This is a genomic window from Mycobacterium sp. SM3041 (genome assembly GCF_039668335.1).
Classification (GTDB): Bacteria; Actinomycetota; Actinomycetes; order Mycobacteriales; family Mycobacteriaceae; genus Mycobacterium.
Genome location: NZ_JAYXBQ010000069.1, coordinates 1 through 25,796 on the forward strand (window position 1 = coordinate 1; position 25,796 = coordinate 25,796).

The 25,796-nt window shown below is 62.5% G+C and carries 24 protein-coding genes; 6 read left to right on the top strand and 18 right to left on the bottom strand.

The features are described from left to right. Positions 1–1,038, top strand: a 1,038-nt coding sequence (locus VXD91_RS21710; RefSeq protein ID WP_346416372.1) for an acetyl-CoA C-acetyltransferase, incomplete at its 5' end; no start/stop codon positions are given. 11 nt (positions 1,039–1,049) lie between these two features. After that, positions 1,050–3,200 (top strand): 3-hydroxyacyl-CoA dehydrogenase NAD-binding domain-containing protein, encoded by a 2,151-nt coding sequence (locus tag VXD91_RS21715; protein WP_346416373.1) that lies wholly within the window; start codon positions 1,050–1,052, stop codon positions 3,198–3,200. Between the two features lie 92 nt (positions 3,201–3,292). On the opposite strand, the gene VXD91_RS21720 is transcribed toward VXD91_RS21715, so the two are convergent. The 16 genes from VXD91_RS21720 to VXD91_RS21795 all read right to left on the bottom strand — a co-directional run bounded on the left by VXD91_RS21720 (position 3,293) and on the right by VXD91_RS21795 (position 19,722). Continuing rightward, positions 3,293–3,967 carry a helix-turn-helix domain-containing protein gene (locus tag VXD91_RS21720; RefSeq protein ID WP_346416374.1) on the bottom strand — a complete coding sequence of 225 codons (675 nt, stop codon included), beginning with the start codon at positions 3,965–3,967 and terminating at the stop codon, positions 3,293–3,295. A gap of 73 nt (positions 3,968–4,040) precedes the next feature. After that, on the bottom strand, positions 4,041–4,970 hold the full coding sequence (locus VXD91_RS21725) for an alpha/beta hydrolase (RefSeq protein ID WP_346416376.1): 930 nt from the start codon (positions 4,968–4,970) through the stop codon (positions 4,041–4,043). Next, positions 4,967–5,590: a TetR family transcriptional regulator gene (locus tag VXD91_RS21730; RefSeq protein WP_346416377.1), complete on the bottom strand. Its 624-nt coding sequence runs from the start codon at positions 5,588–5,590 to the stop codon at positions 4,967–4,969. The genes VXD91_RS21725 and VXD91_RS21730 overlap by 4 nt, the downstream gene beginning before the upstream one ends. Beyond that, complete coding sequence (locus tag VXD91_RS21735) at positions 5,587–6,864, bottom strand: oxygenase MpaB family protein (protein WP_346416378.1); 1,278 nt, start codon at positions 6,862–6,864, stop codon at positions 5,587–5,589. The genes VXD91_RS21730 and VXD91_RS21735 overlap by 4 nt, the downstream gene beginning before the upstream one ends. Before the next feature lie 280 nt (positions 6,865–7,144). After that, positions 7,145–7,942, bottom strand: coding sequence for an Abi-alpha family protein (locus VXD91_RS21740; RefSeq protein WP_346416379.1), 798 nt, complete (start codon positions 7,940–7,942; stop codon positions 7,145–7,147). Positions 7,943–8,000: 58 nt separating this feature from the next. Then, positions 8,001–9,356: a hypothetical protein gene (locus tag VXD91_RS21745; RefSeq protein ID WP_346416380.1), complete on the bottom strand. Its 1,356-nt coding sequence runs from the start codon at positions 9,354–9,356 to the stop codon at positions 8,001–8,003. A 40-nt stretch (positions 9,357–9,396) separates the two neighbouring features. Continuing rightward, the gene (locus VXD91_RS21750; protein ID WP_346416381.1) at positions 9,397–10,044 is read right to left on the bottom strand and encodes an RsiV family protein; all 648 of its coding nucleotides are present in this window, start codon (positions 10,042–10,044) and stop codon (positions 9,397–9,399) included. Positions 10,045–10,201: 157 nt separating this feature from the next. Next, positions 10,202–10,930, bottom strand: a complete 729-nt coding sequence (locus tag VXD91_RS21755) for a hypothetical protein (protein ID WP_346416382.1) — start codon at positions 10,928–10,930, stop codon at positions 10,202–10,204. 25 nt (positions 10,931–10,955) lie between these two features. Beyond that, complete coding sequence (locus VXD91_RS21760) at positions 10,956–12,224, bottom strand: MlaD family protein (RefSeq protein WP_346416384.1); 1,269 nt, start codon at positions 12,222–12,224, stop codon at positions 10,956–10,958. Continuing rightward, the gene (locus VXD91_RS21765; protein ID WP_346416385.1) at positions 12,221–13,330 is read right to left on the bottom strand and encodes an MCE family protein; all 1,110 of its coding nucleotides are present in this window, start codon (positions 13,328–13,330) and stop codon (positions 12,221–12,223) included. Before VXD91_RS21765 ends, VXD91_RS21760 begins: the two co-directional genes overlap by 4 nt. Beyond that, the gene (locus VXD91_RS21770) at positions 13,327–14,430 is read right to left on the bottom strand and encodes an MCE family protein (protein WP_346416463.1); all 1,104 of its coding nucleotides are present in this window, start codon (positions 14,428–14,430) and stop codon (positions 13,327–13,329) included. The genes VXD91_RS21765 and VXD91_RS21770 overlap by 4 nt, the downstream gene beginning before the upstream one ends. Next, complete coding sequence (locus VXD91_RS21775) at positions 14,427–15,464, bottom strand: MlaD family protein (protein ID WP_346416386.1); 1,038 nt, start codon at positions 15,462–15,464, stop codon at positions 14,427–14,429. The genes VXD91_RS21770 and VXD91_RS21775 overlap by 4 nt, the downstream gene beginning before the upstream one ends. Before the next feature lie 4 nt (positions 15,465–15,468). Then, positions 15,469–16,512 carry an MlaD family protein gene (locus VXD91_RS21780; protein ID WP_346416387.1) on the bottom strand — a complete coding sequence of 348 codons (1,044 nt, stop codon included), beginning with the start codon at positions 16,510–16,512 and terminating at the stop codon, positions 15,469–15,471. Beyond that, complete coding sequence (locus tag VXD91_RS21785) at positions 16,509–17,993, bottom strand: MCE family protein (protein ID WP_346416388.1); 1,485 nt, start codon at positions 17,991–17,993, stop codon at positions 16,509–16,511. The genes VXD91_RS21780 and VXD91_RS21785 overlap by 4 nt, the downstream gene beginning before the upstream one ends. Positions 17,994–17,997: 4 nt before the next feature. After that, positions 17,998–18,855 (bottom strand): ABC transporter permease, encoded by an 858-nt coding sequence (locus VXD91_RS21790; RefSeq protein ID WP_346416389.1) that lies wholly within the window; start codon positions 18,853–18,855, stop codon positions 17,998–18,000. 3 nt (positions 18,856–18,858) lie between these two features. Next, positions 18,859–19,722 carry an ABC transporter permease gene (locus VXD91_RS21795; protein WP_346416391.1) on the bottom strand — a complete coding sequence of 288 codons (864 nt, stop codon included), beginning with the start codon at positions 19,720–19,722 and terminating at the stop codon, positions 18,859–18,861. Positions 19,723–20,267: 545 nt separating this feature from the next. On the opposite strand from VXD91_RS21795, the gene VXD91_RS21800 reads away from it, so the two are divergent. Continuing rightward, positions 20,268–20,906, top strand: coding sequence for a TetR/AcrR family transcriptional regulator (locus VXD91_RS21800; protein ID WP_346416392.1), 639 nt, complete (start codon positions 20,268–20,270; stop codon positions 20,904–20,906). Between the two features lie 79 nt (positions 20,907–20,985). Here the strand turns inward: VXD91_RS21800 and VXD91_RS21805 are convergent, their stop codons facing one another. Further along, on the bottom strand, positions 20,986–21,594 hold the full coding sequence (locus VXD91_RS21805) for a TetR/AcrR family transcriptional regulator (protein ID WP_346416393.1): 609 nt from the start codon (positions 21,592–21,594) through the stop codon (positions 20,986–20,988). Between the two features lie 82 nt (positions 21,595–21,676). On the opposite strand from VXD91_RS21805, the gene VXD91_RS21810 reads away from it, so the two are divergent. The 3 genes from VXD91_RS21810 (at position 21,677) to VXD91_RS21820 (ending at position 24,902) form a co-directional block, all read left to right on the top strand. Next, on the top strand, positions 21,677–22,906 hold the full coding sequence (locus VXD91_RS21810; RefSeq protein ID WP_346416395.1) for an acyl-CoA dehydrogenase family protein: 1,230 nt from the start codon (positions 21,677–21,679) through the stop codon (positions 22,904–22,906). A 381-nt stretch (positions 22,907–23,287) separates the two neighbouring features. Continuing rightward, positions 23,288–23,932 carry a TetR family transcriptional regulator gene (locus VXD91_RS21815; protein ID WP_346416396.1) on the top strand — a complete coding sequence of 215 codons (645 nt, stop codon included), beginning with the start codon at positions 23,288–23,290 and terminating at the stop codon, positions 23,930–23,932. A 58-nt stretch (positions 23,933–23,990) separates the two neighbouring features. After that, positions 23,991–24,902, top strand: coding sequence for an oxygenase MpaB family protein (locus VXD91_RS21820; RefSeq protein WP_346416397.1), 912 nt, complete (start codon positions 23,991–23,993; stop codon positions 24,900–24,902). 374 nt (positions 24,903–25,276) lie between these two features. On the opposite strand, the gene VXD91_RS21825 is transcribed toward VXD91_RS21820, so the two are convergent. Next, positions 25,277–25,450 (bottom strand): DUF3892 domain-containing protein, encoded by a 174-nt coding sequence (locus tag VXD91_RS21825; protein WP_346416398.1) that lies wholly within the window; start codon positions 25,448–25,450, stop codon positions 25,277–25,279. Between the last annotated feature and the right edge of the window lie 346 nt (positions 25,451–25,796).

Genomic DNA, 25,796 nt, shown 5'->3' on the forward strand with positions numbered 1-25,796 from the left:
GTGACCCCGGTTGGCGACCAAGGTGCCGACATCGCACGGACCACCGTCCTGGCCGCCGGGCTTCCCGACACGGTGGGTGGCGTGCAGCTCAACCGCTTCTGCTCATCGGGTCTCGAGGCGGTCAACATGGCCGCCGCGCGGGTGCGGGCGGGTTTTGATGAACTGGTTATCGCCGGCGGCGTCGAGTCGATGTCGCGGGTTCCCATGGGCTCCGACGGTGGAGCCATGTTCGCCGACCCATGGACCGCGTATCAAAACTACATTGTTCCGCAAGGTATTTCGGCTGACCTGATTGCCACGATGGAAGGCTTCACACGGACCGATGTCGATGCCTATGCCGTACGCTCGCAGGAGCTCGCGGCTGCGGCGTGGTCCGGCGGCTACTTTACGAAGTCGGTTGTGCCCGTGCAGGATCTGAACGGCTTGACCGTGCTTGATCACGACGAACACATGCGTCCGGGGACCACGCTCGAGGACCTCGCCAAGCTGACCCCATCGTTCGCCGCGATGGGTGAACTGGGCGGATTCGATGCGGTCGCGCTGCAGCGCTATCACTTTGTTGAGAAGATCGACCACCTCCATCACGGCGGCAACAGCTCCGGCATCGTCGACGGTGCCGCGCTGGTTTTGGTCGGGTCAAAGGAAGCGGGCCAAGCTTCGGGGCTCACCCCACGCGCCCGCGTGCTCGCTGCGTCGATCACCGGCGCAGATCCGACCATCATGCTGACCGGGCCCACCCCCGCTGCACATAAGGCGCTGACGCAGGCCGGCCTGACGGTCGACGACATCGACCTCTTCGAAATCAACGAGGCCTTCGCTTCGGTGGTGCTCAAGTTCCAGAAGGACCTGAACATCCCGGACGAGAAGCTGAACGTCAACGGTGGCGCCATCGCGATGGGCCACCCGCTGGGCGCCACCGGCGCCATGATCACCGGAACCATGGTCGACGAGCTCGAGCGCCGCGGCGCCAAGCGTGCCCTCATCACGCTGTGTATCGGCGGCGGCATGGGCGTGGCCACCATCATCGAACGAGTTTGAAAGGAAAACCGATGACAGACAACATGATTGCGTGGGACAAAGATGCCGACGGCATCGTCACGCTGACCATGGACGACCCAAACCAGGGCGCCAATACCATGAACGAACTGTACTTCAGTTCGATGACCGCCACGGTGGCCCGACTAGAGGCCGAACGCGACGACATCGCCGGCGTCGTGCTCACCTCGGCGAAAAAGACCTTTTTTGCCGGCGGTGACCTCAAGAACATGATGAAAACCGGGCCCGCCGATGCCCAAGCGATCATGGACCAGCTCACCTCAGCGAAGGCGGCACTGCGTCGGCTGGAAACCCTCGGCAAACCGGTGGTCGCCGCCATCAACGGGTCAGCGCTCGGCGGTGGGCTCGAACTCGCCTTGGCGTGTCATCACCGCATCGCCGCTGATATCAAGGGCGTTCAGATCGGCCTGCCCGAAGTCACCCTTGGGTTGCTACCCGCCGGCGGCGGCATCACTCGCACGGTGCGCATGCTCGGCATACAAAACGCGCTGACTCAGGTACTGCTACAGGGCACCAAGTACTCCCCTGCCGCGGCGCAATCAGTCGGGCTGGTCAGCGCAATCGTGAACTCGGTCGACGAACTCGTTCCGGCTGCGAAGGCGTGGATCAAAGCCAACCCCGAGAGCTCGGTCCAGCCGTGGGACGTGAAAGGGTACAAGCTGCCCGGCGGTTCGCCCGCCGACCCGGCATTCGCCAGCAATCTGACCGCATTCTCAGCCAATCTGCGCAAACAGCTCAAGGGCGCGAACATGCCTGCGCCCCAGGCGATCCTGGCGGCCGCGGTTGAAGGTTCACAGGTCGACTTCGACAATGCGTCGCTCATCGAGTCGCGGTATTTCGTGCATCTGCTGACTGGTCCCGTTGCCAAGAACATGATCCAGGCCTTCTTCTTCGACCTGCAATCGATCAACAATGGTGGGTCGCGGCCCGACGGAATCGACAAGCGCGATATCAAGAAGATCGGCGTTCTCGGCGCCGGGATGATGGGTGCTGGTATCGCCTACGTCTCAGCCAAAGCCGGGTATGAAGTCGTGCTCAAGGACGTTACGGTCGAAGCCGCGCAGAGGGGCAAGGACTACTCGGCGAAGCGTGAGGCGCAGCTGATCGGCCGGGGCACGACCACCGAAAGCAAATCGCAAGTGGTGCTGGACCGTATCACGCCGACTGCCGACGTGAACGACTTCAACGGCGTCGATTTCGTGATCGAAGCCGTCTTCGAGAACACCGAGCTCAAGCACAAGGTGTTCGCCGAAATTGAAGACATCGTCGCTCCAGACGCACTGTTGGGTTCCAACACGTCAACGCTGCCTATCACCGGTCTGGCCGCGGGAGTCAAGCGCCAAGAGGACTTCATTGGGATCCATTTCTTTTCTCCGGTCGACAAGATGCCGCTGGTCGAGATCATCAAGGGCGAGAAGACCTCCGACGAGGCTCTCGCGCGGGCATTCGACTATGTTCTGGCGATCCGCAAGACCCCGATTGTGGTCAACGACAGCCGCGGCTTTTTCACTTCTCGGGTGATCGGCACCTTCGGCAACGAAGCCATCGCCATGCTGCTCGAGGGTATCGATCCGCAAACCATCGAGCAGGCAGGCCTACAGGCCGGGTACCCCGCCGCACCACTGCAGCTGGCCGACGAACTGAATCTGAAGCTCATGCAAAAGGTAGCCCACGAATCCCTGGAAGCGGCCCGCAGCGGCGACACCACGATGGGCTCCGAACCGCACCCAGCATTACAGGTCGTTGACTACATGCTCGCGCAGGGACGCCCCGGGCGACTCGAACATGCCGGCTTCTACGAATACGACGAGCAGGGAACGCGCCTGGCGCTGTGGCCAGGGCTGCGGGAGCATTTCAGTACAACCGCCGACCCCCGTGCGCCACTGCAGGACCTGATCGACCGGCTACTGTTCATCGAAGCCATCGAAACGCAGAAGTGCTTTGACGAGGGCGTGCTGACGGCTAGCGCCGATGCAAATATCGGCTCAATCTTCGGTATCGGGTACCCCGCCTGGACCGGCGGGGTCCATCAGTTCATCGTCGGTTATCCCGGTGGTGGCCAGGCCGCGTTCGTCAAACGGGCAGACGAACTCGCCGCCGCGTACGGCAGGCGATTCGAAGTGCCGACCTCACTACGCGTGTAGCGAGTGGACAGCGGGATGGCCGTTGACCCGCGGGAGAGCGCAACGGCCGTCCTGCCTGCCTGCGAGTGCGAGCTATGTAGTTCGTTCGGCGGTCAGCGCGTGCTGCGGGCGTGGACTCCAGATATGGCATCGACAAAGGCATGTGCGACCAGTTCCGCGTAGTCAGGGCCTGACAACGCGATTTCGCCTCGGAGCCAGGCCATTGCGACGTCCGCCTGGCCGATCACGATCACCCGGATCGCGGTATCGATCCGGACACGCGTGTCTTCGTCGAGCTCGCCGAGAACGGCCCTCACATGGCCAGAGGCGAAATCGACACTTCGGCTGATGGCCGCCGCCCGGGCCGCCGCGAGCAGCGGGCTACTCGCGGCCTCGACATACAGACGGATCAGGCGCGGATCGTCCAAGAAGACACCGAGAAACTGGTCCATCGCCACGCAAGCGCGGGTGTGCAGGTCAAGTGGCACCCCTTCAGTTTCTGCCATCATGCGTTCGGCGATCTTGCGCATCATGTCATCGAACAACGCCAGCACTAGATCATCGCGGTTGGGAAACTGCTCGTAGAAGTAGCGCCGAACCAGCCCGGAGCGCTCACACACCGACCGCATCCGCAATCCGGCAACACCGACCGCAGCAATCTCGTCGAGGCCGGCGTCCAGAAGAATGGCGCGGCGCTGGGCGAGCCTGTCCTCTGCGCTGACGCCACGAAAAGGCCGGACTACCGTTGCCACGCGACGATGTTGACATGTTTTGTCGTCGAGTGCCATCAGCGCGCCCGGGCGCCTCCGTCCCTATCTGTGCTGCTGAAGGTCGAGGCAGGATGAGTTCTACCGTCCGAATTCATTGGTGAGCAATGTGATTGCCGACATCAGCAACCACGTCGCCGGCGATGTGGAGCGCCGTTGGGATGGCGCGCGGCATGCTGAGAAACCCGTGTGGCATCCCGTCATAGCGACGTACCGTAGTCTGCACTCCCGATTCAGCGAGCCGCGCCGCATACGCGAGCCCCTCGTCGAGCAGCGCGTCGCAACCGCCCAACACGATCAGCGCGGGCGCTAGACCTCGAAAGTCTGCCGCGCGCAGCGGCGATACGCGCGGGTCTCGTCGGGCGACCGGGTCAGGCACGTAGTGGTTGAAGAACCACTCCATGTCGCGACGGTCCAACAGAAAGCCGTCCCCGAACAGCCGGTAGGAGTCCGTGTCCAGATCGCAGTCCAATACCGGATACAGCAGGACCTGCAAGGCGATGTTGGGCGAACGGTGCAGTCGTGCACGCTGAGCCACGACAGCCGCCAGATTCCCGCCGGCGCTGTCGCCCGCAATGATCAGCGGTATCGACGGCGCAAGGGTCGAGGCAGCCCAGCACACCGCCGACCATGCATCCTCCACCCCCGCCGGATGTGGTGCCTCCGGTGCCAGCCGATACTCCACGTTCAGCACAGCGACTCGGGCGTCACGGGCGAGCAGCCGGCAGAACGGATCGGCCTCGTCGATACCGCCGAGCACCCAGCCTCCACCGTGCAGGTAGACCACCAACGCTCGTGCTTCGACAACATTGCCGTATAGGCGTGCCGGGATGCCACCCGTAGTCGTCGGGACGACGACGTCCTCGATACGGGTGAGGCCGATTGGTTCCATGCCGAATCTGCGCGAGAACGCCACTTGCAATGCCCGTGCCCGCTCTGGTGTCCCGCCAGTTATTCGCGGCGCGTTGCTGCGGCGGAGCTCACCGATGAATGCCGCCGCACCAGGATCGAGTACCGCGGTCACGCCGTCGCGCGCCTGCCGGTCACCAGCGGGACGAACAGCGTGCGCGCAAGTACCGCGGCCTGCTCGTCGTCCTGGAACGGCAGCGAAGTAGTCGGAGTCAGCACCAGCGAGTGGGCTACTCGAGCCAGCAACTCGGCGATCTGGTCCCGGTCCGCGATGAGCTCCGCATCGCCGGCCGCGCCCGCAATCCACATCTGCGCCATCGTGAGGATCGGTCCGGCATCGGTCGTGAGCATGGGCAGGATTGTGTCGCGATCAGTGGTCAACAGCCGCTGCAGGAGATCATGTTCACGGAGCGTTCGCGCAAAAACCACGCAGGCCGTCACCAAACGCTCGGCGTCGTCGTCGATCCCCGCGAGGGCGTTGTCGACGCGGGTCATCAACGCCGAAATTTCGCGACCGACCAGCGTGCGCAGCAACGCATCCCGATCTGCGAACCGCCGGTACAGCGTTCGCTCGGATACCCCCGCCGACGACGCGATATCGGCGAGCGAGGTCTTGCGTAACCCGAACTCCAACAAGCGGGCATGTGCCGCCTCAAGAATGCGCTCGCCGTAGGGGTCCAGCTCTTCGCCGGCTGACGCCAGGAGCCAGCCACTGGCGTCAGCCAGCGATGTCACGCGGTTATCCTCTCGTCTACAACAGCGTTGAACTGGTCGGCCGACGATGTCCCTTCCGCTTGCGCGAACAGACGGCTGAAGAGATCTTCCCAGATCCAGTTCGCGACGCGATCGGTTAACCGATTCGCTCCGGGCACATGCACCCGTACAGATTCCCACGCGGAAATCAGTGGACGCTGCATCGGGATCACCCGCTTGAACGGCGAGTCCGGCACACCCTCGGCATCGCACAACTCTTCGCCGAGAATCAGCCGCGCATACCCGTACGCGAAACTGTTGAACAGCTTCGTCCCTGTCTTGCCCAAACTCTCATGGTTGTTCAACGAGTCCAACACTTTGCGCGTCGACTCCGGGTCGATGCCAGACACCGAAGTCCGCAGGATCAGATAGACCAGGTGGCGTTGTTGCGCCCAGGTCACCGGCAACAGATCCACCGGTGTCCCCATACGGTAGGCAAACATCGCTCCGAGTTGCGCCATCGCCTCGAGTTCGCGATCGGTGAATCGGTAGCCGAGTCGCTGCGCCGCCAGCGCGACGAACGGGACGCCGAGCATCGAAGCGCCGAGCGTGTCGCCCAGTGAGATCGGCGCTCCATAGACAGCCTCGTCCCAGTCGCCCTTGCGGCTGAGCGAGATGCTCACCGCAGCGTGGACCAGACGCAGTCGACAGGCTGACTTCGTCGCCGGCCCGAAGCGCTCCAGGCCGCCCAGAGTCATCGCTTCTTTGGCGAAGACACCCGATTCCACCATCCGCTTGGTGGAGTCCACACTGACCCGCCCAGTCGCCATCGAGCGCGAGGCGTTCGGCATTGTTGCACCGAATACAAATCCGAACATGTACCACAGTCCGCCGATGCCGTTGATCGGATCGATGCGGCGAAACGGGATCATCCCGTCTTGTGCGAAATCCAAGTCGATGCCCGGCGGAATGTTGTCCACCGTCTCGAAGAACTCCACCACTTCGGGCACCGGGTCAGTCACCGATTCGATCCCGTGCTCCACGGCTTGCTCGAATTGCCGACGAGCCAGGCCCGACGTTCGCGCGTTCGCGCGCAGCACCGCATGCGCGGGCTCGTCGACCCGGGACACAGCACCCGCCCAGCGGTTCACATCACCGAACGGCCCGGACCCGGTCAGGAACTCCCGTCGCGCGTGCGGGAGCAGGTAGTCGATCATCGCCGATCCTGCCTCCGATGCCGCGCTCAGGCGCGCCGGCCACGGGCGCACACCTTCGGGTTGCACGGTCGTGTCTACCTCGATCGATTCAAGCGCCATTGCTTTCCTCCTCAATCAGTGCCTGTCAGTAAGACAGTACATTAGCCGACTTCTGCCTCAGAGTGAAGCGCACACACACTCCGGCGGCGAGCAAACTCGTCAACTATGCGCGGAAAACTCATGTAGCCGCCGTGACCGCCGAGCACTGGACGGCAGTCGCTCGGAACCTGGTCATGCCGCGGGCGGCCCCCGCTTGCAGCGGGTATCAATTCGTCAGTCCGACTTGTGGTCTCGCAGTACGCGATGCGGTGCGGCTGATTGCATGGATTTCGCGATGCCGTCAGTTCCGCGCGCGGTGGCGGCGCGCTTTGCGGGGACCTTTGCCCCAGTAGACGTCTGTGGGGTTGTGGATCGCCCACCCGCCCGCGTTGTAGCCGCTGGTGGTGAAGCACTCGGTGCAGAACTGCTCTCCGAAGACCGAGAGATAGATGCTGCGGTAGACCGCGATCGTGCGAGCCGCGTCGCTGGTGGCCGCCACGGCGTCGGGATGCGCATCCAGCAGGTAGTACCGCCGGAAGTCATCGACGGGTTCGGTGGAGAAGCGGATCAGGCCCAGGCGCTCGAGATTGCCGAGGTATTCGCGGCTGCGGGTTGGCCAGGAGCACCCGGCCATGTCTGCGATGAAGGAGATGCCTGCGGCCAGGCGTTCGGAGCCTACTCCGAAGGGTGTGTTGGTGCGGATATCGATGGATGGCTGCGGGCCGCCGACGGCGAGGAAGCGAAGAATCCGGGCTTCGTCGCTGGTGAGTTCGTCGAGGATGCGCTCGAACGACGGTTGTCGGGGTCGGGCGTGATCGTCTGAGCCCCAAGGCGTGTTGAGGAGTTGGTCCCCGCGGTCACGCAGAGTAGGTGTTCCACGCAGGGTAACCGCGGCGACCGTGCTGGATAGGGCGTCTGCCGAGGCGAGGTGCTCAGCGGCGCCCAAGGTCAGCTTGGCAGCGATCTCCGCGGCGTCGAACGTGGCTTTGGCGACAGTCTCGGCGGCACGCAACACAGACCCGGATGCCACACGGGCGGCGCTGACAGCGTCGACCGGGCTGGCGGCGATCTTGGCTGCGTCGCCGGCGGCGCGAACCAACCTGTCGCGTAACGATTCTGGCCGTAGCCGTCGGGATGATTGACCACCGGTCATGGTGTCACGCTCCGAACAGCGCGATGTGCGCTATTCCGACGAGGGCACCCAGAGCTGCGCCGTGTACGTAGAGCAGCCATGCATCCTGTTCGATCATGGCGTAGATGACGTCGACGAATTCTTTTGCCGGCAGTGCCCGCAGTTTCTGTGTTCCAAATTGGGCGATCCGCGCGCGTTGCTCGGTCATGAACGCTTCGTCTTTGCCCACGAGCGTGGTGGTGTAGTCGGCAGCAACTGCGGAGCTCGAATCGAGGACGGCCTGGAATTCTTTTGGCCCCACGGCGATTTGGATTGACTTCTTGAGGACGCCGAGAATCTGGTCGACTTCGTCGGCGACGAGGTGCTCTATGAATTTTGCGGTGCGATCGCCGCGAGGACCATGCAGCAGTTCGCGGGTGATGTTGTCGATCGTGAGAATGTCATTGGCCAGCATCTGGCCGAAGTCTTCCGCAGCGTCGTTCTGGCGTTTGGCCAGGCTGGCTTGGCGCCACGGGTAGCGATATCGCGGAGCCGGCTCGGCTGGTTCGAACGCCACTTTGATGGCGATGAGGTTGACTGTCATTCCGATCAGCATGGCGCCGACGATGATCACCAGTGCGCTGGGGATGTGGTTGAAAATCGGTACGGCCCGGTAGGAGTGCAGGATCAGAACCAGCAACAGCCCGAAAGGTAGTCCGAGCAAACCGATTCGGATCATGAGCCGGATCTCCGGTCCCGCCAGTTTCTTGGCGACGTCATTGAGGATGTCGAGGCGATCCGTGAGGACTCGTACTGCCAGCAGGCGCAGGTCCAGCAGTTGGTCGGCGTTGTCCCCGCCTTCTTCGACCGCGCGGGCGGCGATCCAGGGCATCCGCGCTTCGATACGCCCGATCAGCATGTCTCTGATCCCGGGCGACATTTGCGACCACAGCTCAGGGTGCTCGCTCTCCATCACCCGCGTGACGAGTGGTCGGAGATCAGCATTGACCAAGTCGACAAGGTGAGCGATCACGGACGCTTCGGCGAACTCGGCGACAAAGTCCTTGGGGGTGCCGATTTTCGACACGACGTTGTGAACCACCATCGCGGCCATTTTTTCCCCGCGCGCGGGGATGAAGCCCTGGTAGCCAATGATGCCGCCGGGAGCCCATAGCGGCAGAACTTGGATTCGGCGCGGCAGAAACGGAAACAGCGTCTTCACTCCCGGTAGATACACGCCGTGAAAGTTCACCGGGCTGAACAGCATGAAGATGCCCGACCAGTTGACCAGAACTCCGGCTGCAGCACTGAACAGCGGGATGGTGATCAGGTCAATCCATAAGGGCGACAACGCCAAAGAGCCAGAAAGCTGTATCAGACCGCCCGCCACGGTGATCGTCATGCTTCTCCTCGAGTCGCGGGCGAAATGACGGGCAGGCCGGTCATACGGCGAGGACCGGCGTCAGTGCGCTGAGCGGAACATGAACCTGCACAGCGCCGCCGTCCATCGACCAGACAAATCGGTCTCGGGGCCAGGGGTTTTCGTGAGCCATAGGCGCGTCAGGTAAATACAGGATCAACTCGTCGGGGGTCAGCGCGAAGGCACGGTAGTCGCCCGCGTACCCGGACCCGTCGGGCTGTGGTTCGAACTTGTCAGTGGTGAACGGATACGTGCCCGGCTCGTGTGGTGGCGCCGCCTGATTCAGGGCGTCGGTCAAGTACGGCCGAACCAGTGGGGGCAGCGTGGTCTTCGGGTCTGCTCCGGGTTTGAGCAGGTCCGCGAGACTGAGCATCCGGCCGTGCGCTTCGTCGAACGTGAACGTACGGTATGCGTCGTTGGGTGGGTTTCCGACGGTCTGCCAAAACTCTTGGAAAACAATAGATCTCAGTGTTCCATGGCTGAACGTCTGATAGTCGAGGTGGTAGTCGCTATCTCGGACCATCTCAGCGCCGGATTGCTGCCACCTGTTCGCAAGGCCGTGCAGATAGGCCAGCATCGGCGCACCGGTGGTTGGTGCGTTGAGTAGATCATTCGGATACTTCACCGACAGAACCGTTTCCGCGCCGCGCACCGACGAAATGGCTGCCACGCATACTCCGTCCGGGCCCGTCCAGTTTCTGCCCAGCACAGTAGTGCAGCCGCTACCCAATGCGTGAGCGGAATTTGCACCGAGAAGCCACCCCGTGGCCGCAAGCACGAGGATTGCGATGCCTCGAGTACTCTTCGGGTTACCCCGGGCAGCGACGCTATTTGACATCGACCTGACTCGCCAACCAGCGTCCATCGAGGTGCTCCATCGTGATGGCGATGCGGCTCCGGTCGATGCGCGGTTGCGGGTTTGTGCTGTTACTGATCGATTGGTCAACGAAGATCAGCACTTCGACCTTGTCTTTGGCTGCTGTCTTGACGGCCGCATCGACGATCGTGCCGTGGCTGACAGCCTTGTTGTCGATCAGCAGCTGGCGTAGTTGAGCGGCTGATTGGCTGTACATGTCTTTGAATTGGCCGGTGGCACCGTCGAGTACCTGGGCGAAGTTCTGGTCGATTTTGGTGTTGTCGATGCTGGTGAGTGCGGTGGCATAGGATTTGGCGGCGTTGGTAGCTGCGGCGGCGGCCGCAGCGATGTCGTGCTGTTGTTTCAGCTGCCACCCAAAGAATGTCGCCAATCCCACTGCAGTACAAACGAAAACAGCCGCAATGCCGAGCAGTGCCGTTCGCGCGATTCGTCTACTCCTGGACTGCAGTCGGTCACGTTGCGCCGGGTCGGCTTCTTCCTCGGTTCCGTCGGTGTCGTCGGCCCGGATGCCGTCAGCCGGCGACGGCTCGTCGACCTCATCGTCGTTGTTATCGCTCAGTTGCGGTTCGCGGGGTGCGCCGTCAGCCACGCCAGCTGGGGTTGCGCTTGTGGTATCGGCGATGCCGTTTTCGGCCAGCATCCGGTCGAAAACGTCTTTGGTTTCTGAACGGTTGAACATTGGTAGCCTCCTGGCCATCGTCGGTCTAGCGGGGTGGCTCGTATGGCAGCGGCGGGCCGCCGTACGGCAGTGGGATGGTGTTGGGCCCCGCGGGGGTCGGATCAGTTTTCGCGAGGGGGTCGTATCCCGGTGGCGGGCCTGCAGTGTCGTCACCGGGTGGTCGGGGGGCGTTGCGAGCGCCGCGAATAAGCACCGCTGGGTCGGGGTTGTCGCAGTAGGTGAAGCGGTACGGTTCTGGGTAGTCCGCCTGTGAAGGTGGGTGCCGTGGCAGCTTGTAGTCGCAGCTGTACCGGGGGTAGGGATCGACGAGTGCCCATATTCCGCCGTCACGGACAATGCCGGATACTGCTTCCAGCATGGAACCACGGGTGTCTGGGAACAGGGCCTTGAGTGCTGGGACCCGAACATAGGACAGCTGGGCGATGGTGGTGAGATTGCCGAGCAGTTGCACCATGGTGTCCGAGTTGTCGGCGATTACAGCGTCCAGCTGCTTGAGTGGCGCAGTGCCCGAATCGACGAAACGGCGATAGCCATTGTCCATGCGGTTGACGCCGCGGAGGATATTGCGGAGATCAGTGGTTGTGTGGCTCAGCCCATCACGAACTTCGGCGATGGTTGTCAGGACGGTGCGGCTGTTCCGCAGGATGCCGACTGTCTCGGGCAGCACCGAATCGAGAGTCGTGATCAGGAACGTGCCACCGTCGACAATGGCGGACAACTTGCGTGGTCCGTCGCGTCCCATCCGCAGTTCGCGCATGATGGTCGCGGCTTTGTCGGGGTCGACTTGGTCCAGTGCGCCTTCGGCATGGTCGAGCAACCGCGAAAACGGCACGGGAATAGTCGCATCTGCTGGCGCGACGGTACTGCCGTTCGACAGGTACGGTCCGCTGTCTCGGCGGGGGCGGAAATCCAGGTACTGCTCGCCGGCAGCGGTCAAGGCCGAGACCCGGACGACAGTGTCCTGCGGAATCTGTACGCCGGTGTCGATTTCGGCAACTGCGGTAACGGTTTTGCCGGTGATGTTGACCGCCTGCACACGTCCAATCGGTACTCCACGCAGCGTGACATCTTGGTTCGCCAGCAGTCCGCCGGACTCGCCAAGGATCACGGTGACTGCATATTGCGAACGAAGCGGATTGACCCTCAGACCGACAAACACCACGTAGATGGTGGCGATGACAAGTGTCATTACCAGCCCGATGACGGCGACGAGCCTTCGGCGGCGGGCCAATGCTCCGACGCCGTTGATGATCGAGCGCCCGGCCTTCGATGCGTACGATTGGCGCCGGGTCATTGCCGAGGTCCGTAAATCTTGCCCAGCAGCAGATTCCATTCATAGCGCAGGCTGCCGATCATGGCGTGCCAGTCGGTCCCGTCGGGACCGTGCATCATCGGATCGCCGGGAAAGTTCTTGTCGGGCAGCGAGCCGAGCGCGAGCTGGACAATTTCTCCGGTTCCGCGCAACGATGTCGAGGCCGTCGATTTCAGGACGATCGGTAGCAGGCGATTCAGTGGCGTCAGCGACAGATTCGGGTCGAGGCTGATGTCGTTGAACGCTGCCGACAACTTGTTGAGGTCGGCGATCAAGCTGCGCGTATCGGTGCCCCGCAGCGACGGAAACCGCGAGAGCTGACGGGTGATCCGTGCTGCGGCATCGGTCAGGTCGGCGATCCGTCCGATGTTGTCGAGGACAACGCCGGTGGCCGGCGCCGCGGCGGCAAGCGCAGCATTGAGGGTATCTTGATGTGCAGATAGGACTTTAGCCAGTTCGGACGTCGCGTCCAATGCCGATTGAACCTCACTCGAACGCGCATTGAGTCGCGAGATCAGCGCAGACGAATTATTGAGCAACGCTGCAACGTCGGCGCCGCGTCCGCCGATGGCCGTTCCGGCACCATTGAGCAATGTGGTGATGTTCTTGATGACGCCACCATTGACCAGTAGAGCCGCCGAACTGAGTACTTCCTCGACGGTGGCACCACCACTGGTCGACTCGATCGGTATCGTGGCCCCCGCTGGCAGCGGCTTAGCGCCGGCTCGGCCAGGCTTGACGGCAATAAATAGGTCTCCCAGGGGAGTTGCCGAGCGCAATTGAGCTGTGCTGTCTACAGGCAATGTAACGGTGGAGCGAATCCGCATCGTGACGTACGCAGCGAAATTGTGCGCTCGGATCGACTCGACTTCTCCGATATCGGCACCGTTGAGGCGCACTTTTGCCTTTGCCGGCAGATTCAGGGCATTGGTAAATGCGGCGGTGACGACGTACGAAGCGGTTCCGCCACTCGGGGCCGCAAGCGGTAATGATTCCAGGCCCATGCCACAGCCAGACAACAGCATGGACGTTCCGGCCGCAATTCCGCAGCGTACTACCCGCCGGGACCGACTCCAGCGCGCCGTCATCGTTGCACTCCTGCCATCAGTTCCAACATTCCGGTGACTCCGAAGTCGGGTCCGTAGTCGCGTAATGTGCTGGTGGCACAACCGAGTTGCTTCTTACCGATCAGGTTGCACACTTCCTTACCGAACTGACTGTCGAACAGGAGCTTGTCGGCCAACGCGTGCACGCGGATTGTGCCGGTGTCGGAGTCGATCGTGTTGTAGACGTTGTTGATTGCCAGTGGTGCGACGTCGAAGAACTCGGCGAGCTCGCGGCGATAGTCGACGACCGCGCGGGTGACGGTGGTGAAATCCGTCGCAGTGCTTTTGAGTCCTTCGCGATTCTTCTCCAAGAGATCCGCTGCTCTCGTGAGGATTTCGTTGAGTTGTCGTCCGGTCGTACCTGTACCGAGGTGCTCGTCGGCTACGATGTCGCTGAGTTGGCGGACGTCGGATCCGAATTCACGGATAGCGGTATCGTTGTTGGACGCGGCGGCGGTGAGATCGGCTAGGTTGCGCGCGATTGTTTGGATGTTCTTGCTGCTCTGAGCACCGCCGTCCGACCCCAACTGCAGAGCCTTGGACAGTTGGTCGAGGGTCGACTTGATATCCGCGCCGTTGCCGGATGTCATCTTGTCTCCGATGGCGATGAGGTCCGCGATCGGACCGCCACCGTGACCGTCCCCTTTTAGCGCGCTCGAGAGCTTGTCGACCATCGCCAGGGTGCGGTCAAATTCGACCGGGGTTCGCGTGCGGCCCAGGCGCAGAAGGTCACCGCTACGCAGTTTCGGACCGCCCTGGTAGGGCGGAGTGAGTTCAATATGGCGGTCAGTGAGAATCGAAGTCGACACCGTGACTGCCTGAACATCGGCAGGGATATCAACGCCGGTATCGAGCTCCAACGTCACCTCGACGTATGTGGGTTTGGGCACGATTCTGGTCACTTTGCCGACCTGGATGCCGAGCACCGACACGGCGTTGCCTTCATACAAGCCGATGGTGTCCTCGAATTGTGCTGTGACCACGAGGGGTTGGGCGCCGCCCTGCCGCACCATCACCATCGCGACAGCGGCCACACAGCTGATGACAACTACTGTGCATGCGATGAATATTCGGCGGCTCATTGGCAGTCCTTGAAGTATTCGACCAGGTTGAACTGCTTGGCACGACCGCTGATGGCGCACATCCAGGAATCGACCAGTGGACCGGCCGGCAAAGTCGCATCCGCCGCGGTGCCGCTGCCGGTCGCATTGGCGATGTTGCGCATCGGGATCGGCAGCGCCTGTAGCAGGGCTCGGAACTGGCCGTCGTGCGAGCTGACCATGTGGGCGAGATCCTTGATGCTGTTGATCAGCTCGTTCAGCCCGGGTTGATCACCGAGTACCCTGTTCAGGGTGTCGACCAGTGCGGTGGCACTGCTGAACAATCGCTGCAACGCAGCACGTCGGGATGCCAACTCACCAAGCAGATCTCGGCCGCGCACGATGAGCGCACCCAGGTTGGCCTTCTGGTCGCGGATGGTCGCGGATAGGCTGTCCGTGCTGGCCAAAAGCGTATGTAGCTGGTCGCGACGAGTGCTGATGACAGTCGAGAGCGACTTCAAATTCTTCAAGGCCTGTGGCAGCGCTTCGGGTACGCCGTCGAGGTTGCTCGACAGGGTCGTCAGAGACTGGGCCACTTGGTCGGCGTCAATCTGATCGAAAGTCGTGGTGGCGTCGGCAAGGGTCTGCTGCAGGTTGTAGGGCACCGAAGTGTTGTCCAACTTGACGGTGGCGTGATCGAGACGACCCGGACCGGCGGGAGACAGCTCCAGGTAGCGAGATCCGAGGAGGGTAGTGAGTTTGATCGCGGCGTGGGTGTCACGGCCCAGGTGGACACCGTTGTCCACCTTGAAATCAACACGCACCCTGTCGCCGGTAAGGCTGACTCTGTCCACCTCACCAACCGTGATGCCGGCGACGGTTACCCGGTCGCCAGAGCGCAGCTGTGCTGCCTGTGCGAACTCGGCACGATAGGCGCCACGGCCCAGATCGAGGCCTTGCAACAGTGCGGCGGTGGCCAAGATCGCGCCGACAACGGCCAGCGCGATAGTGCCCAGCCAGATCTTGTTGTAGCTATCAAGCGGTCGGTCCAGGCGTTTACGCAGTGCGGTGAGCATCGGATTACCTGCATTCCGGGGTGTGGTTGATGACGTTGCCCGGTGTCGCGCCGGCCACAATCGCCGGAAACAGCGTGACCCAGGAGCGCAGAAGACTGGACGTAACGTCGCAGGCATAGATATCGGCATAAGCGCCGTCTTGACTCAGCCGGGCCAGAGCTTTGAGGCCGGCCGGGAAGTTCGCGCCCAGGAAGGCGATCCGGTTACTCGCATCGCCGGTCAGATGTGCGGCGAAACCGGGCTGCCGAGTGATGAACTCGTGCAGATCGGGATAGATATTGTCGGTGATGGTCGCCAGCCGGGACATGGTGGTTTGAATCGATCCCACCGATGCACGGAGCTCGTCGCGCCGGTCCGCCAGCGTGGTCATAACGGCGCGTGTGTTCGCAATTGTGCTCTGCAAGTTCGAGTTCTGTGCTGCCAGGTTTGACACGACGGTATTGAGGTTGGTGATGAGATCGCCGAGCACCTGATCAGGGCCGGCAAAAGTTTCAGCTAATGCCGAGGTCTGAGTGATGATGCTCAGTATCGAGCCATTGTTGCCTTGCAACGCGGCGATGATGCCCTCGGTCAGATTGTCCACTTGCTTGGGATCCAACAATGTGAGCAGCGGCTCGAAGCCGCGCAACAGATTGGTGATGTCAAACGATGGCTCGGTGTGCTCGAGAGGTATCGAGCCGTGATCGCCCAAGGGCGCGGGTTTGCCGCCGCCGACTCCAGCAGACAGGCCCAAATAGCGTTGCCCGATGATGTTCTGATACGTGACCGTCGCTATCGTGTTGGTGTAGAGAGCCTGGTCCTTCTGCACCCGGAAGCTGACCTTCGCGACAGAGCCATCCAGGTCGATCCGATCGACTCGGCCCACCCGGACCCCAGCCACCCGCACGTCATCACCCGGTCGAAGTCCAGTCACGTCGGTGAATCGTGCTGTGTAGGTGTTCGTTTCGCCAGCGATCCCACGGTCGAGTGTGACGTACACCATCCACGTCACCACGATGGCTGCGACCAGGAACAGGCTCAATCCGATCAGCGGTTTTCTGTAGCTCATCGCACCCCCGAATTGGGTTGGCCGAGTTTGACTGTGGCTCCGCGGACGACCGGTCCGAGCAGCAGCACACTTGCGGTATCGGCGTTGTGGCCGAGGATTTGGCCCAGCTGTTGTTTTTCTTGCGTGCTGCCGACGGGGCCGACGTTCCCTCCGATGACCGTCGATTGCGTGCCACTGCCGCCGGGTTCCTCGGCTGGTGTGGGTGTGGGCGAGTTCGGTGGTACCGGGATCTCAGCGGGAAGGGGCGCCGAATCTGGCGGGGCCGCATCGGGAACCTCGCCGTCATGGCGGACCGAATCGCGCGGCGGGGCAATATTGGGCCGATTCTCGGTCACACCTGCCGGCGGCGGCAACCCCATGGAGCCCAGCGCTGGATAAAGCCCCGGAGCAGTGGGCGTTTCGGGCGCGTTCTGACAGCTGGGACCGGCGAGAGCACCATAACGGGGACAGTCGGCCCGCACGTAGGTGCGAGTGGGCGTCAGACTGATGATCGCCTTCACTGTGAACTGCGTGGTATCGGGGTTATACACCTGGAGCATGTTCTCAGCGAGATGTTGCAACCGCCCCGCCACCGGATGGAATTGACTCCCGTTGTCGGCCAGCACGCCCACAACGGGCGTGAGTTCGGTCGTGATGGTGATCAACCGATCAGCCTGATGATCGAAGGCATCACCCACTGTGCCAACAGTATTCAATCCCGCGGTGAGAAAGTTACCCAGCGCCGTACGTTTATCGGCAAAGGTACGCATCGGCTGGACCGCGGCATCGAGCGCGTCGAACAAATCCGGTGAGACTGACCGCAGTGCTGTCGCTGCGTCGCTGAGTGCAGACACCGTGGAGGGCGTACCAGGATTTGCGACAATGGTGTTGAGCTGTGCCACAATGCGATTGAGGTCGCCCCCCGCCGTACGTATCGTCTGTCCTTTACCGCGGGCAGCCTCGCTGATAGCTTCCAACACGCCAACGCTGTGATCGGTAGATTGCCGGCTCAGCGCATTGAATACTCGCCGGAACTTGTTCAGCGTCGTCTGAAACAGAATGGTCGGCAGACTGGTGTCTTCCGGGATCACGGCACCGGACTGCAACCGGCCACCAAGGCCTTGGTTGTCGAGCAGCTGAACCGACGAAACCGCGAAAACATTCGAAGGAACCACCCGCGCGGTGACGGTATTCGGGATGTCCTGAGCGTATTCAGGATTGAGATTGAGATGGACCGTATTGGGCTGGCCGGACGGTGCAGCAACGACGTCTGCCACCTGGCCGACCAACACGCCGCGGAACTTCACGTCGGACTTCTCTGGCAAGCCATCACCGACATCGACCAACGCGGCGCTGACCCGCACCGTCCGATCGAGATCGCCTTTCGATTTCGCGATGGCCAACCCCGCGCTCAACGCTGCGACCAGCGCGAAGCATGCACCGATAATGAACAAGCTCCGGTTCGATGGACTATGACCGTCGTGGTCAAAAGAATTCGGCATTTGTTCAGCCCCCGAACCGCGCGCCGGATTGCACACCCCACAGCGCCATCGTCAACAACATGTTCAGCACGATCACCACGGTGATGGCTGACCGCATCGCGCGGCCGGCAGCCACGCCGACGCCGGCGGGCCCGCCTGCAGCGAAGTAGCCGTAGTAGCACTGCAAGGTCGACGAGGCGAATACGAATACGACGGCCTTTATCGTTGCGAAGACAACGTCCCGTCCACTGACAAACAGCGAAAAATAGTGCAGATACGTACCACCAGACTGCCCGGCTGCGATGCCGACCACGGCCTGACAGGAGATATAGGCCACGGCAAGGCACGCCACGAATAGTGGAACCACGGCTGTGATGGACGCGGCTACACGCGTTGTGACGAGATATGACACCGAATTGATGCCGAGGGTATCCATCGCGTCGATTTCATCGTTGATGCGCATGGCGCCCAGCTGCGCGGTGAATCGGCACCCGGCCTGTGTGGTGAATGCCAAGCCGACCATGATGGGCGCCAATTCGCGGGTACCGGCGAACGAAGAGATGAGCCCGGTGGCCGGTCCGAGTCCGATCAGATTCAGCGCGTTGTAGCCTTCGACACCGATCAGCGCACCAGCAGTGGCGCCCAGGACCAACGCCACGCCGATCGTGCCGCCGCCGACCACGATCGACCCATTTCCCCACGCAATATCAGCGAGGATTCGCACGTATTCGTTGCGGTATCGCCGGACTGTTGTTGGCATCGATATCACGATGAGGCGGAAAAAGTTCACCATGTGACCCAACTGCGCCACAGTAAGCGCAGCCTGGCCCGATGCATTGATCAGCGGGGTTATGCCGAACGGACGATACGGTGCCGCAGTCATCGGCTACAGGCTCTCTTGTGGAAACAACAGAAGGTAGAACTGGGTCATCACCACGTTGACCAGCATCAGCAGCAGGATCGACTCGACGACAGCTGCATTCACAGAATTCGCGACACCAGCCGGGCCGCCGTGGGTATCCAGACCCTTGTGGCAGCAAACGATCGCCACGACCGCCGAAAAGATCACCGCTTTCACCAAAGCCAATGCCAAATCACCCACGGTGGCGAAGGACGCGAACGTCGAGACAAATGACCCCGGCGTCCCATTTTGCAGATAGACGTTGAACAGGTAGCCAGCAATGAATCCGACGAAACAGGTCAGTCCCGTCAGTGCCAATCCGACCAGAATCACCGCGACGAACCGCGGCACCACTAGACGCTGAATGGGCGAAACCCCCATCACTTCCATCGCCGCAATTTCTTCGCGCATGGTCCGTGCCCCCAGATCCGCGCAGACGGCTGATCCAACTGCGGCAGCGAGCAGAATGGCAGCCACCAGTGGGGCGCCCTGGCGGATCACGGCCAATCCGGTCGCGGCCCCCGACAATGACGTGGCACCCACCTGGCCTGCGAGCAGGCTGAATTGGATCGACAACGTCACGCCGATCGGAATCGTTACGAAAAGAGTTGGAACAAAGGCGGTTCCAGCCATGAAGGCGGATTGTTGGATGAACTCACCCAGCTGAAAACGGCGCGTCACCACATCATCAGCCAGGTACCGCAACGTGCGGATCGCCAACACCACCTGGCCACCGACCGTGTGGAGAGACTGCAGAGGATGTCGCCGCAGGTACTGCCGGCCCCAGATAACGCTCTCTCGGAGGACAGAGCGCGGCGCATCGGAACCCGCCAACTCGCTCGCGGTCATTTGCGCGACCCTGAGTAGCGCAGAGGCTGCCGTGCAGGTGTTGACCAGTGCGTCCAAGGGTTTCCAGCATCCGCGGGAGTCAGGACGAAAGACTGCGGCTGCTGCGTGCCGATTCGGAGGGCTCCACAGCGACGCGGTGCGGCCAACCAGCGGGGGCGCATGACGTGAAGCGGAGCTTCCGGATGCGCGCCAGGAGCAAGAGCACCTGGGCCCATGACCACTCCTTCCCGTTCGCGACGATGCGATCCCAGCAACTGATACTGAGCTTTATCAGTTGCGGTCTTGTGGAACCATAACACCCGACCGACGAGATGCAACCCCTTCTGCACAAAATTGCGCCCGGACAACGTGGGGCTCAGGGCGGTGGCGACTGCTGCGATCGGCGAAGCCTTGCCATGACCCCGGCGAGCTGGGTAAACATACTGCGAGACCTCGGCCTCCAGCTGACCACGAGGAACTCAGATCGGTAGGCGATGTCCGCGAGGTGTCGCGTGCCAGCGCTATAGGATCAACCGGCGGACGAAGCAGGGGCTCATAGTCTCAGGATGGCGGGGGTGGACGTGGCAAACCAAGAGCGAACAAGGGCCGGGCGAACGCTGACCGAGAGGAAAGCTGAGCGGCGACTGGCTCTGCTCAATGCCGCACTCGACGTAATTGGCGAGGGCGGGACCCGCGCAGTGACCACGAAAGCGGTATGCGATCGCGCTGGCCTCATCCCACGCTACTTGTACGAGAGCTTCCAATCGCGTGATGATCTGGTCGTAGCCGCCTTCGACACCGCCTTCGAACGTGTTGCCACGGCGCTCCTACGCGGATTCGCCGAGGCGCAGAGCTCCGACGAATCAACACGGCTACGGGCAGCACTGGGTGCGAGCCTGGACGCGATTGCCGAGGAACCGGGGGCACTCAGGCTCTTTCTCGACGTCGCGACCGACCCGGTCCTTGAGGACAGGTCGCAGTCCATGCAGGCGATGCTTGTCAAAACCGTGTGGCAACCCATCCTGAACGAGACAACCTCTCCCCCAAGCAATCCGGCCGCGGCGGAGTTCTTGGCGACTGCGGTGACAGGCGCTGCGGTGAGCGTGCTGACTTCGTGGACAACTGGTGCACTCGACATGACGCGGGATGAACTTCTTGACTACGCGGTTCGTTTCGCTGCAACTATGCGCGCATCGGTCGCCTGATTTGGCCGGCGCACTGACAAGCCGCACTACCACACGGAGGCCCGCACCATCCCTGGTGTGCAACCACCATCAACATGGCCTACGCACATTCTCCCAACAGCACGCCTTCCGCGAGTGCGATCCACTCCGGTAAGTGCGGGTCCTGCAACGCATTCCGGCGATCGAAGGCATACGTCAGTGCCACGCCACGCATACTGGTGTTGAGCGTTTCGCGCACCCGGGCGTAGTCGGGATGCTGGTTCAGCGGCGCGCCGAACATGGCATCGGTCACCGTGCGGACCTGGCGGTAGAGGACACGCTCTTGTTGCTCGAGGCTGTCGCGCAGCTCGGCGTTATGCCGTGCGGCAAGCCACAATTCGGTCGCCGCCCAGAAGTAGTCCTGCCGGTAGGTCGACCACATCGTCATCACGGCAGCACGGATCCGTTCCCTGGGATCGTCCGGCCACGCGGTCCGCGTGCTCAGTTCATTGAACCGTGCTTCGGCGAGGTGCTGAACCGCTGCGACGAGTAAGGCGTCACGCGAAGGGAATTGGTGCAACAGGCTACCCCGACTGACCTCGGCCATCTGCTGGATGCGCAGCGTCGACGTGCCCGCGTACCCGTGCTCGACGAGCGCCCGCACGGCAGCGTCCAGGATGCGTTCCTGCACCGCGATGCCGCGGCGCTGCGCACGTCGAGGTTGCGTCATCACCGAATCATAAACTAGTCAGAGTTGACTAGTTTGCTCGGATTTGCCTACGCTCGGCCGCAACCGACGCAGGAGGACGCGCATGGCCACCGAATCCATCACCCGGACCGCCGACCGCATGTGGCACGACGTGTTCCTGCCCGACGACGTGCAGCACGTCCGGGCAATGGCCCGCGACGCCGTCGCCACACACCTGGCACCCGTGGCGCGTGAGATCGCCCAACGCGAGGAGTCCGCCGACTCGTTCCCGTGGACCGCCTTCAAAGGCCTTGCCGGCGCCGGTTGTTTCGCGGTGCCGTTCGAGCAGCCGTTCGGCGCGGGTCTGCAGCACCCGATGCTGGCGACCTGCATCGTCACCGAGGAAATCGCCTACGAGAGCTCCAGCTTGGCCGGCGTGTACGACGGGCAGTGCATCCTCAACGCCCGCGCCCTCTCGTTTGCACAGCCCCACATCCGCACGCAGGTCCTACCTGGCCTCATCAGCGGCGACGCCGTGTTCGCCTTCGCCACAACCGAACCCGACGCGTCGAGCGATCTGACGCCGACCGCGCTGCAGACCGTCGCCACGAGAACCGCGGACGGATTCGTCGTCAACGGCCGCAAACGGTGGATCACCAATTCGGTTGTCGCCGATTGGGTTTGCATCCTGTGCCGCGACGGTGACACCGACAACGCCACCATGCTCCTGATCGACATGCACAGCCCCGGCGTCCAGGTCGGTGAACCGGATCTCAAGATGGGCCACCGCGGCCAGATCACCGCCGACATCGTTTTCGAAAACGTCGCCGTGCCGGCAGACCACGCGCTCGGCGAACCCGGCCGCGGCTTGGCCACGGCGTTGGCGTCCTTGGCGGCCGGGCGCCTGGGCATCGCCGCGGCCGGTGTCGGCGTCGCCCAGATCGCCCTCGACCTGGCGGTGGCCCGGCTGCGGAGCCGAGAGCTGTTCGGCCGCAAGCTCGGCGAGATGCAGTACTGGCAGTACAAATTGGCCGAACGCGCCACCGAACTCGAAGCCGCCCGCGCGATGTACCAGAAGGCGGCCGTCCGCCTCGACCGCGGCGACCGGTCCGGCGAGCCGGAAGCATCCATGGCCAAGTCCTACGCGACCCGGCTCGCCAACGACCTCGCCCGCGACGCGCTCCAAATCCACGGCGGCTACGGGTTCGCACGGCGGGTGTCGGCGACCGGCGAAAGCTACCGACTCGAAGAGATCTACCGCGACGCCAAGATCCTGGAAATCTTCGAAGGCGCCAACGAAGTACTGCAGTGGGTCATCGCCCGCCACCTGATCGGCCGCGACATCACGGGATAGCAAACGAAACACTGCGGAGATACCTCGCCGCGGACCAGCAGTTGCTCGTCAACGGTGCACGCGGCGGAGCCTGCCGATTCGTCGTCCAACTCGCTAAACGGGGTCGGCGCCCAGGCAATCGCCACCACCAACGCCCCGCCGTGTCCAGGCGGTATGCGCTGCAGAGACCCAACGCGCCAGCAACAACAGGGCGGCGAACATCGCCAACGCCATAGACGGCCCGCGTCAGGCGATCACTGTTCGGTCTGTGGTAACGGCAAGGATTTCGTCGGCGAAGCGCGCGGAGATCCGACTGTGCGCGCTGGCACGGCGACGATGCGGCGGCCACGGCACCGATTGGCTCGTGATTGACACGTCTGGATGCAGAGATACAATTTTTGTGTGTCCGTTTCTCGAATTGAGCTCAGCCGGCTACTGCAGGACGCGCACGCCGCGGTCACCGAGGAATGGGACGACTACGCCGAGCGAGTCCTCGAGGCCGCTGAACAGCAGTTTTCCGAGTTCGGGTTACGACGTACATCGATGGACCGGGTAGCCGAGGCCGCCGGGGTTTCGCGGATCACGCTGTATCGCCGGTTCGCCAACCGGGATGCGCTGCTAGCCGCGGTGGTGGTCCGGGAATTCCGGCGGTACATCGCCGAGTTCGACGCGGCCGTCTCGCCGATCATCGACCCACACGAACGCTTCGTGCGGGGGGTGGCCGTTGCAGGAGTCCTGTTTTCGCAGGATTCGTTGCTGCAACGGCTCCTACGAACCGATCCGACCGACACCCTGCCGCTACTGACCACCGACGGTTCCATCCTGGTTCTGATGGCACGCGACTACGTACGCGGCCATCTAGGACGCGCACGCGACGAAGGAATGCCCATTTCCGGAGACCTGGAGATGATCGCCGAACTCCTTGTCCGAGTGGCCCATTCGATGCTTCTCACCCCCGACAGTACCCTCGACGCGGACGAGGAGCGGCTGGCTGATTTCGCTCGTCGCAGCATCATGCCGATGCTTTTCGGCATACCCAACCCCTGATCCCGTTCCCAGGATTGACCCTCCGAATTGTCGACAACGACGTCAAAGGAGCACCGCCATGGTAAACACGGCAACCGGCAATACATCGTCAGCCCGCGAAGGTGTGAAGATCCCCAAACGGCCCGGACCGCGCTGCGACGCGGGCTTTTTCGGCCCAGATACCTTGACCTGGGAGATCGTCGGACACCCGGTGGTAGGCCTCGCGGGCTGGCGCAATGCCATCTATACCGCGCTTAGTTCGGGGGTCTCCCAAGCGGTGGTCGATCACAGCAAGCAGATGGTCGATCCGTGGTCGCGGGTGCGGGAAACCGCCTACTGGGTGTATGTGTCCGTGTTCGGGGACACCGTGGAGGCTCGCCGGGCCGGCAAGTGGGTAGAAGGCCTGCACCGCCGATCCACCGGCTATGACCCCGCAGCTGGGCGCGATTACAGCCCGCTGCGCAAAGACCTGGCGATCGCCGGGCACTGCCTGATCTGGGATTCGCAGTTGGCGGTCTATGAGACCTACGTCCGCACCCTCTCGGACGCCGAGCGCGAACAGTACTGGCAGGAGGGATTGCGCGTCCCGGAACTGCTAGGCATCGACCCGCAGATCATGCCCCAAACCCATGCCGATTGGCTGCGCTATCTGGATGAGGTCATTCGCCCCGGGGTGAGCTATTCATTTGCCGGGCACCAGATCTACGAGTTCACGACGTCCGCGACGTGGTTACCGTTCTGGGGACGCCCGGCCGCGAAAGCGCTGTTCACCCTCATCGACGAGCTGACGCTGGCAACGATCGGGCCGATCGAACGAACCACCTATGGCAAGCCCCGGTCCGCATGGCGACTGGCTCTGACCCGAAAGGCAGGAGGACAGATAGCCGCGCTTATCGCACAGCCAGTCGTCCGCAATTTCGTCGAGCGCGCGCTCGGCGAACGCATTCACGAAGTCATGACAGAAGCCCGCCAGATCAGCCGCGGGCACTAGCCTTGACACGTCGATATCGCCGACATCAACGACTACGTACTTAAGCACTCAGTCAGTTAGCAGCACGACCAGTCCAACTTCGGCAGACCGTACCGGCACAGGTTGCTCAGGCAATGTGCCCGCGAAGCCTCCATCCTCCTCGGGGATGTAGTCGCCCTAGATATCGATCGTGACGTGCAGGTGCTACGCCCCAACCGCTTCGCCGGACAGACCGTCAACGAGGCAGTAGATATGAGTTCCCGTGATAAAGGTCTGAGGATCAACAAGATTGCGCGTCACATGGCCCGGACGTCCGCAACGATTGTCGTGATTGTGCGGTTCCCCATCGGACCCGCGGTGGAGCGAACGAGGACGGTCCACCCCGGGCACGAAGACTAGTAGCGAGGCAGGGCCAACAGGTTATCGGTCCATACGCCGTCGGCGTACGTCCGCAAGTACTTCGGGCCGACCTGGGGTGTCACGACACCGACCCGTACCTGACGCCCAGCTTCGTAGACATACGCGATCCCGCCACGGGTTTCGAGGCAGGTCGTAGTTTCGCTCATCATGGGGAAGCGCGTTATTCGTCCCTGCACCACGACCGTGCAAGTTGCGCCAAAGCTTGCGGGTCACCCGACAGCCGAGCGCAGGCTATTGGGACGTGAGCTCTCCCTTGACATCGGTCGACTTTGTGGCGGTCCCGTCGCTTCGGTGGTCGAAATTGTCACGGCATTCGCCAAGAACATCAATGAGGACGTGCGCAACAGGTGGGTCATTGGGCAGCGGTGGCGGTATCACCCATACCTTCACATCGACGCCATCGCGCTTGAATGTGGCTGCGTGCGAATGGAAATCAGGGTCCGTCCGCCAGCCACGTTCCCGCAATTGACCCAGGACTGATTCGGAAGTCACTTC

Excerpts from the sequence above, each read along its gene's own strand:
- VXD91_RS21715 (WP_346416373.1), top strand. The coding sequence starts at position 1,050 with ATGACAGACAACATGATTGCGTGGGACAAAGATGCCGACGGCATCGTC.
- VXD91_RS21720 (WP_346416374.1), bottom strand. The coding sequence starts at position 3,967 with ATGGCACTCGACGACAAAACATGTCAACATCGTCGCGTGGCAACGGTA.
- VXD91_RS21735 (WP_346416378.1), bottom strand. The coding sequence starts at position 6,864 with ATGGCGCTTGAATCGATCGAGGTAGACACGACCGTGCAACCCGAAGGT.
- VXD91_RS21745 (WP_346416380.1), bottom strand. The coding sequence starts at position 9,356 with ATGACGATCACCGTGGCGGGCGGTCTGATACAGCTTTCTGGCTCTTTG.
- VXD91_RS21755 (WP_346416382.1), bottom strand. The coding sequence starts at position 10,930 with ATGTTCAACCGTTCAGAAACCAAAGACGTTTTCGACCGGATGCTGGCC.
- VXD91_RS21760 (WP_346416384.1), bottom strand. The coding sequence starts at position 12,224 with ATGACCCGGCGCCAATCGTACGCATCGAAGGCCGGGCGCTCGATCATC.
- VXD91_RS21765 (WP_346416385.1), bottom strand. The coding sequence starts at position 13,330 with ATGACGGCGCGCTGGAGTCGGTCCCGGCGGGTAGTACGCTGCGGAATT.
- VXD91_RS21770 (WP_346416463.1), bottom strand. The coding sequence starts at position 14,430 with ATGAGCCGCCGAATATTCATCGCATGCACAGTAGTTGTCATCAGCTGT.
- VXD91_RS21775 (WP_346416386.1), bottom strand. The coding sequence starts at position 15,464 with ATGCTCACCGCACTGCGTAAACGCCTGGACCGACCGCTTGATAGCTAC.
- VXD91_RS21780 (WP_346416387.1), bottom strand. The coding sequence starts at position 16,512 with ATGAGCTACAGAAAACCGCTGATCGGATTGAGCCTGTTCCTGGTCGCA.
- VXD91_RS21785 (WP_346416388.1), bottom strand. The coding sequence starts at position 17,993 with ATGCCGAATTCTTTTGACCACGACGGTCATAGTCCATCGAACCGGAGC.
- VXD91_RS21790 (WP_346416389.1), bottom strand. The coding sequence starts at position 18,855 with ATGACTGCGGCACCGTATCGTCCGTTCGGCATAACCCCGCTGATCAAT.
- VXD91_RS21795 (WP_346416391.1), bottom strand. The coding sequence starts at position 19,722 with ATGACCGCGAGCGAGTTGGCGGGTTCCGATGCGCCGCGCTCTGTCCTC.
- VXD91_RS21800 (WP_346416392.1), top strand. The coding sequence starts at position 20,268 with ATGGCGGGGGTGGACGTGGCAAACCAAGAGCGAACAAGGGCCGGGCGA.
- VXD91_RS21805 (WP_346416393.1), bottom strand. The coding sequence starts at position 21,594 with ATGACGCAACCTCGACGTGCGCAGCGCCGCGGCATCGCGGTGCAGGAA.
- VXD91_RS21810 (WP_346416395.1), top strand. The coding sequence starts at position 21,677 with ATGGCCACCGAATCCATCACCCGGACCGCCGACCGCATGTGGCACGAC.
- VXD91_RS21820 (WP_346416397.1), top strand. The coding sequence starts at position 23,991 with ATGGTAAACACGGCAACCGGCAATACATCGTCAGCCCGCGAAGGTGTG.
- VXD91_RS21825 (WP_346416398.1), bottom strand. The coding sequence starts at position 25,450 with ATGATGAGCGAAACTACGACCTGCCTCGAAACCCGTGGCGGGATCGCG.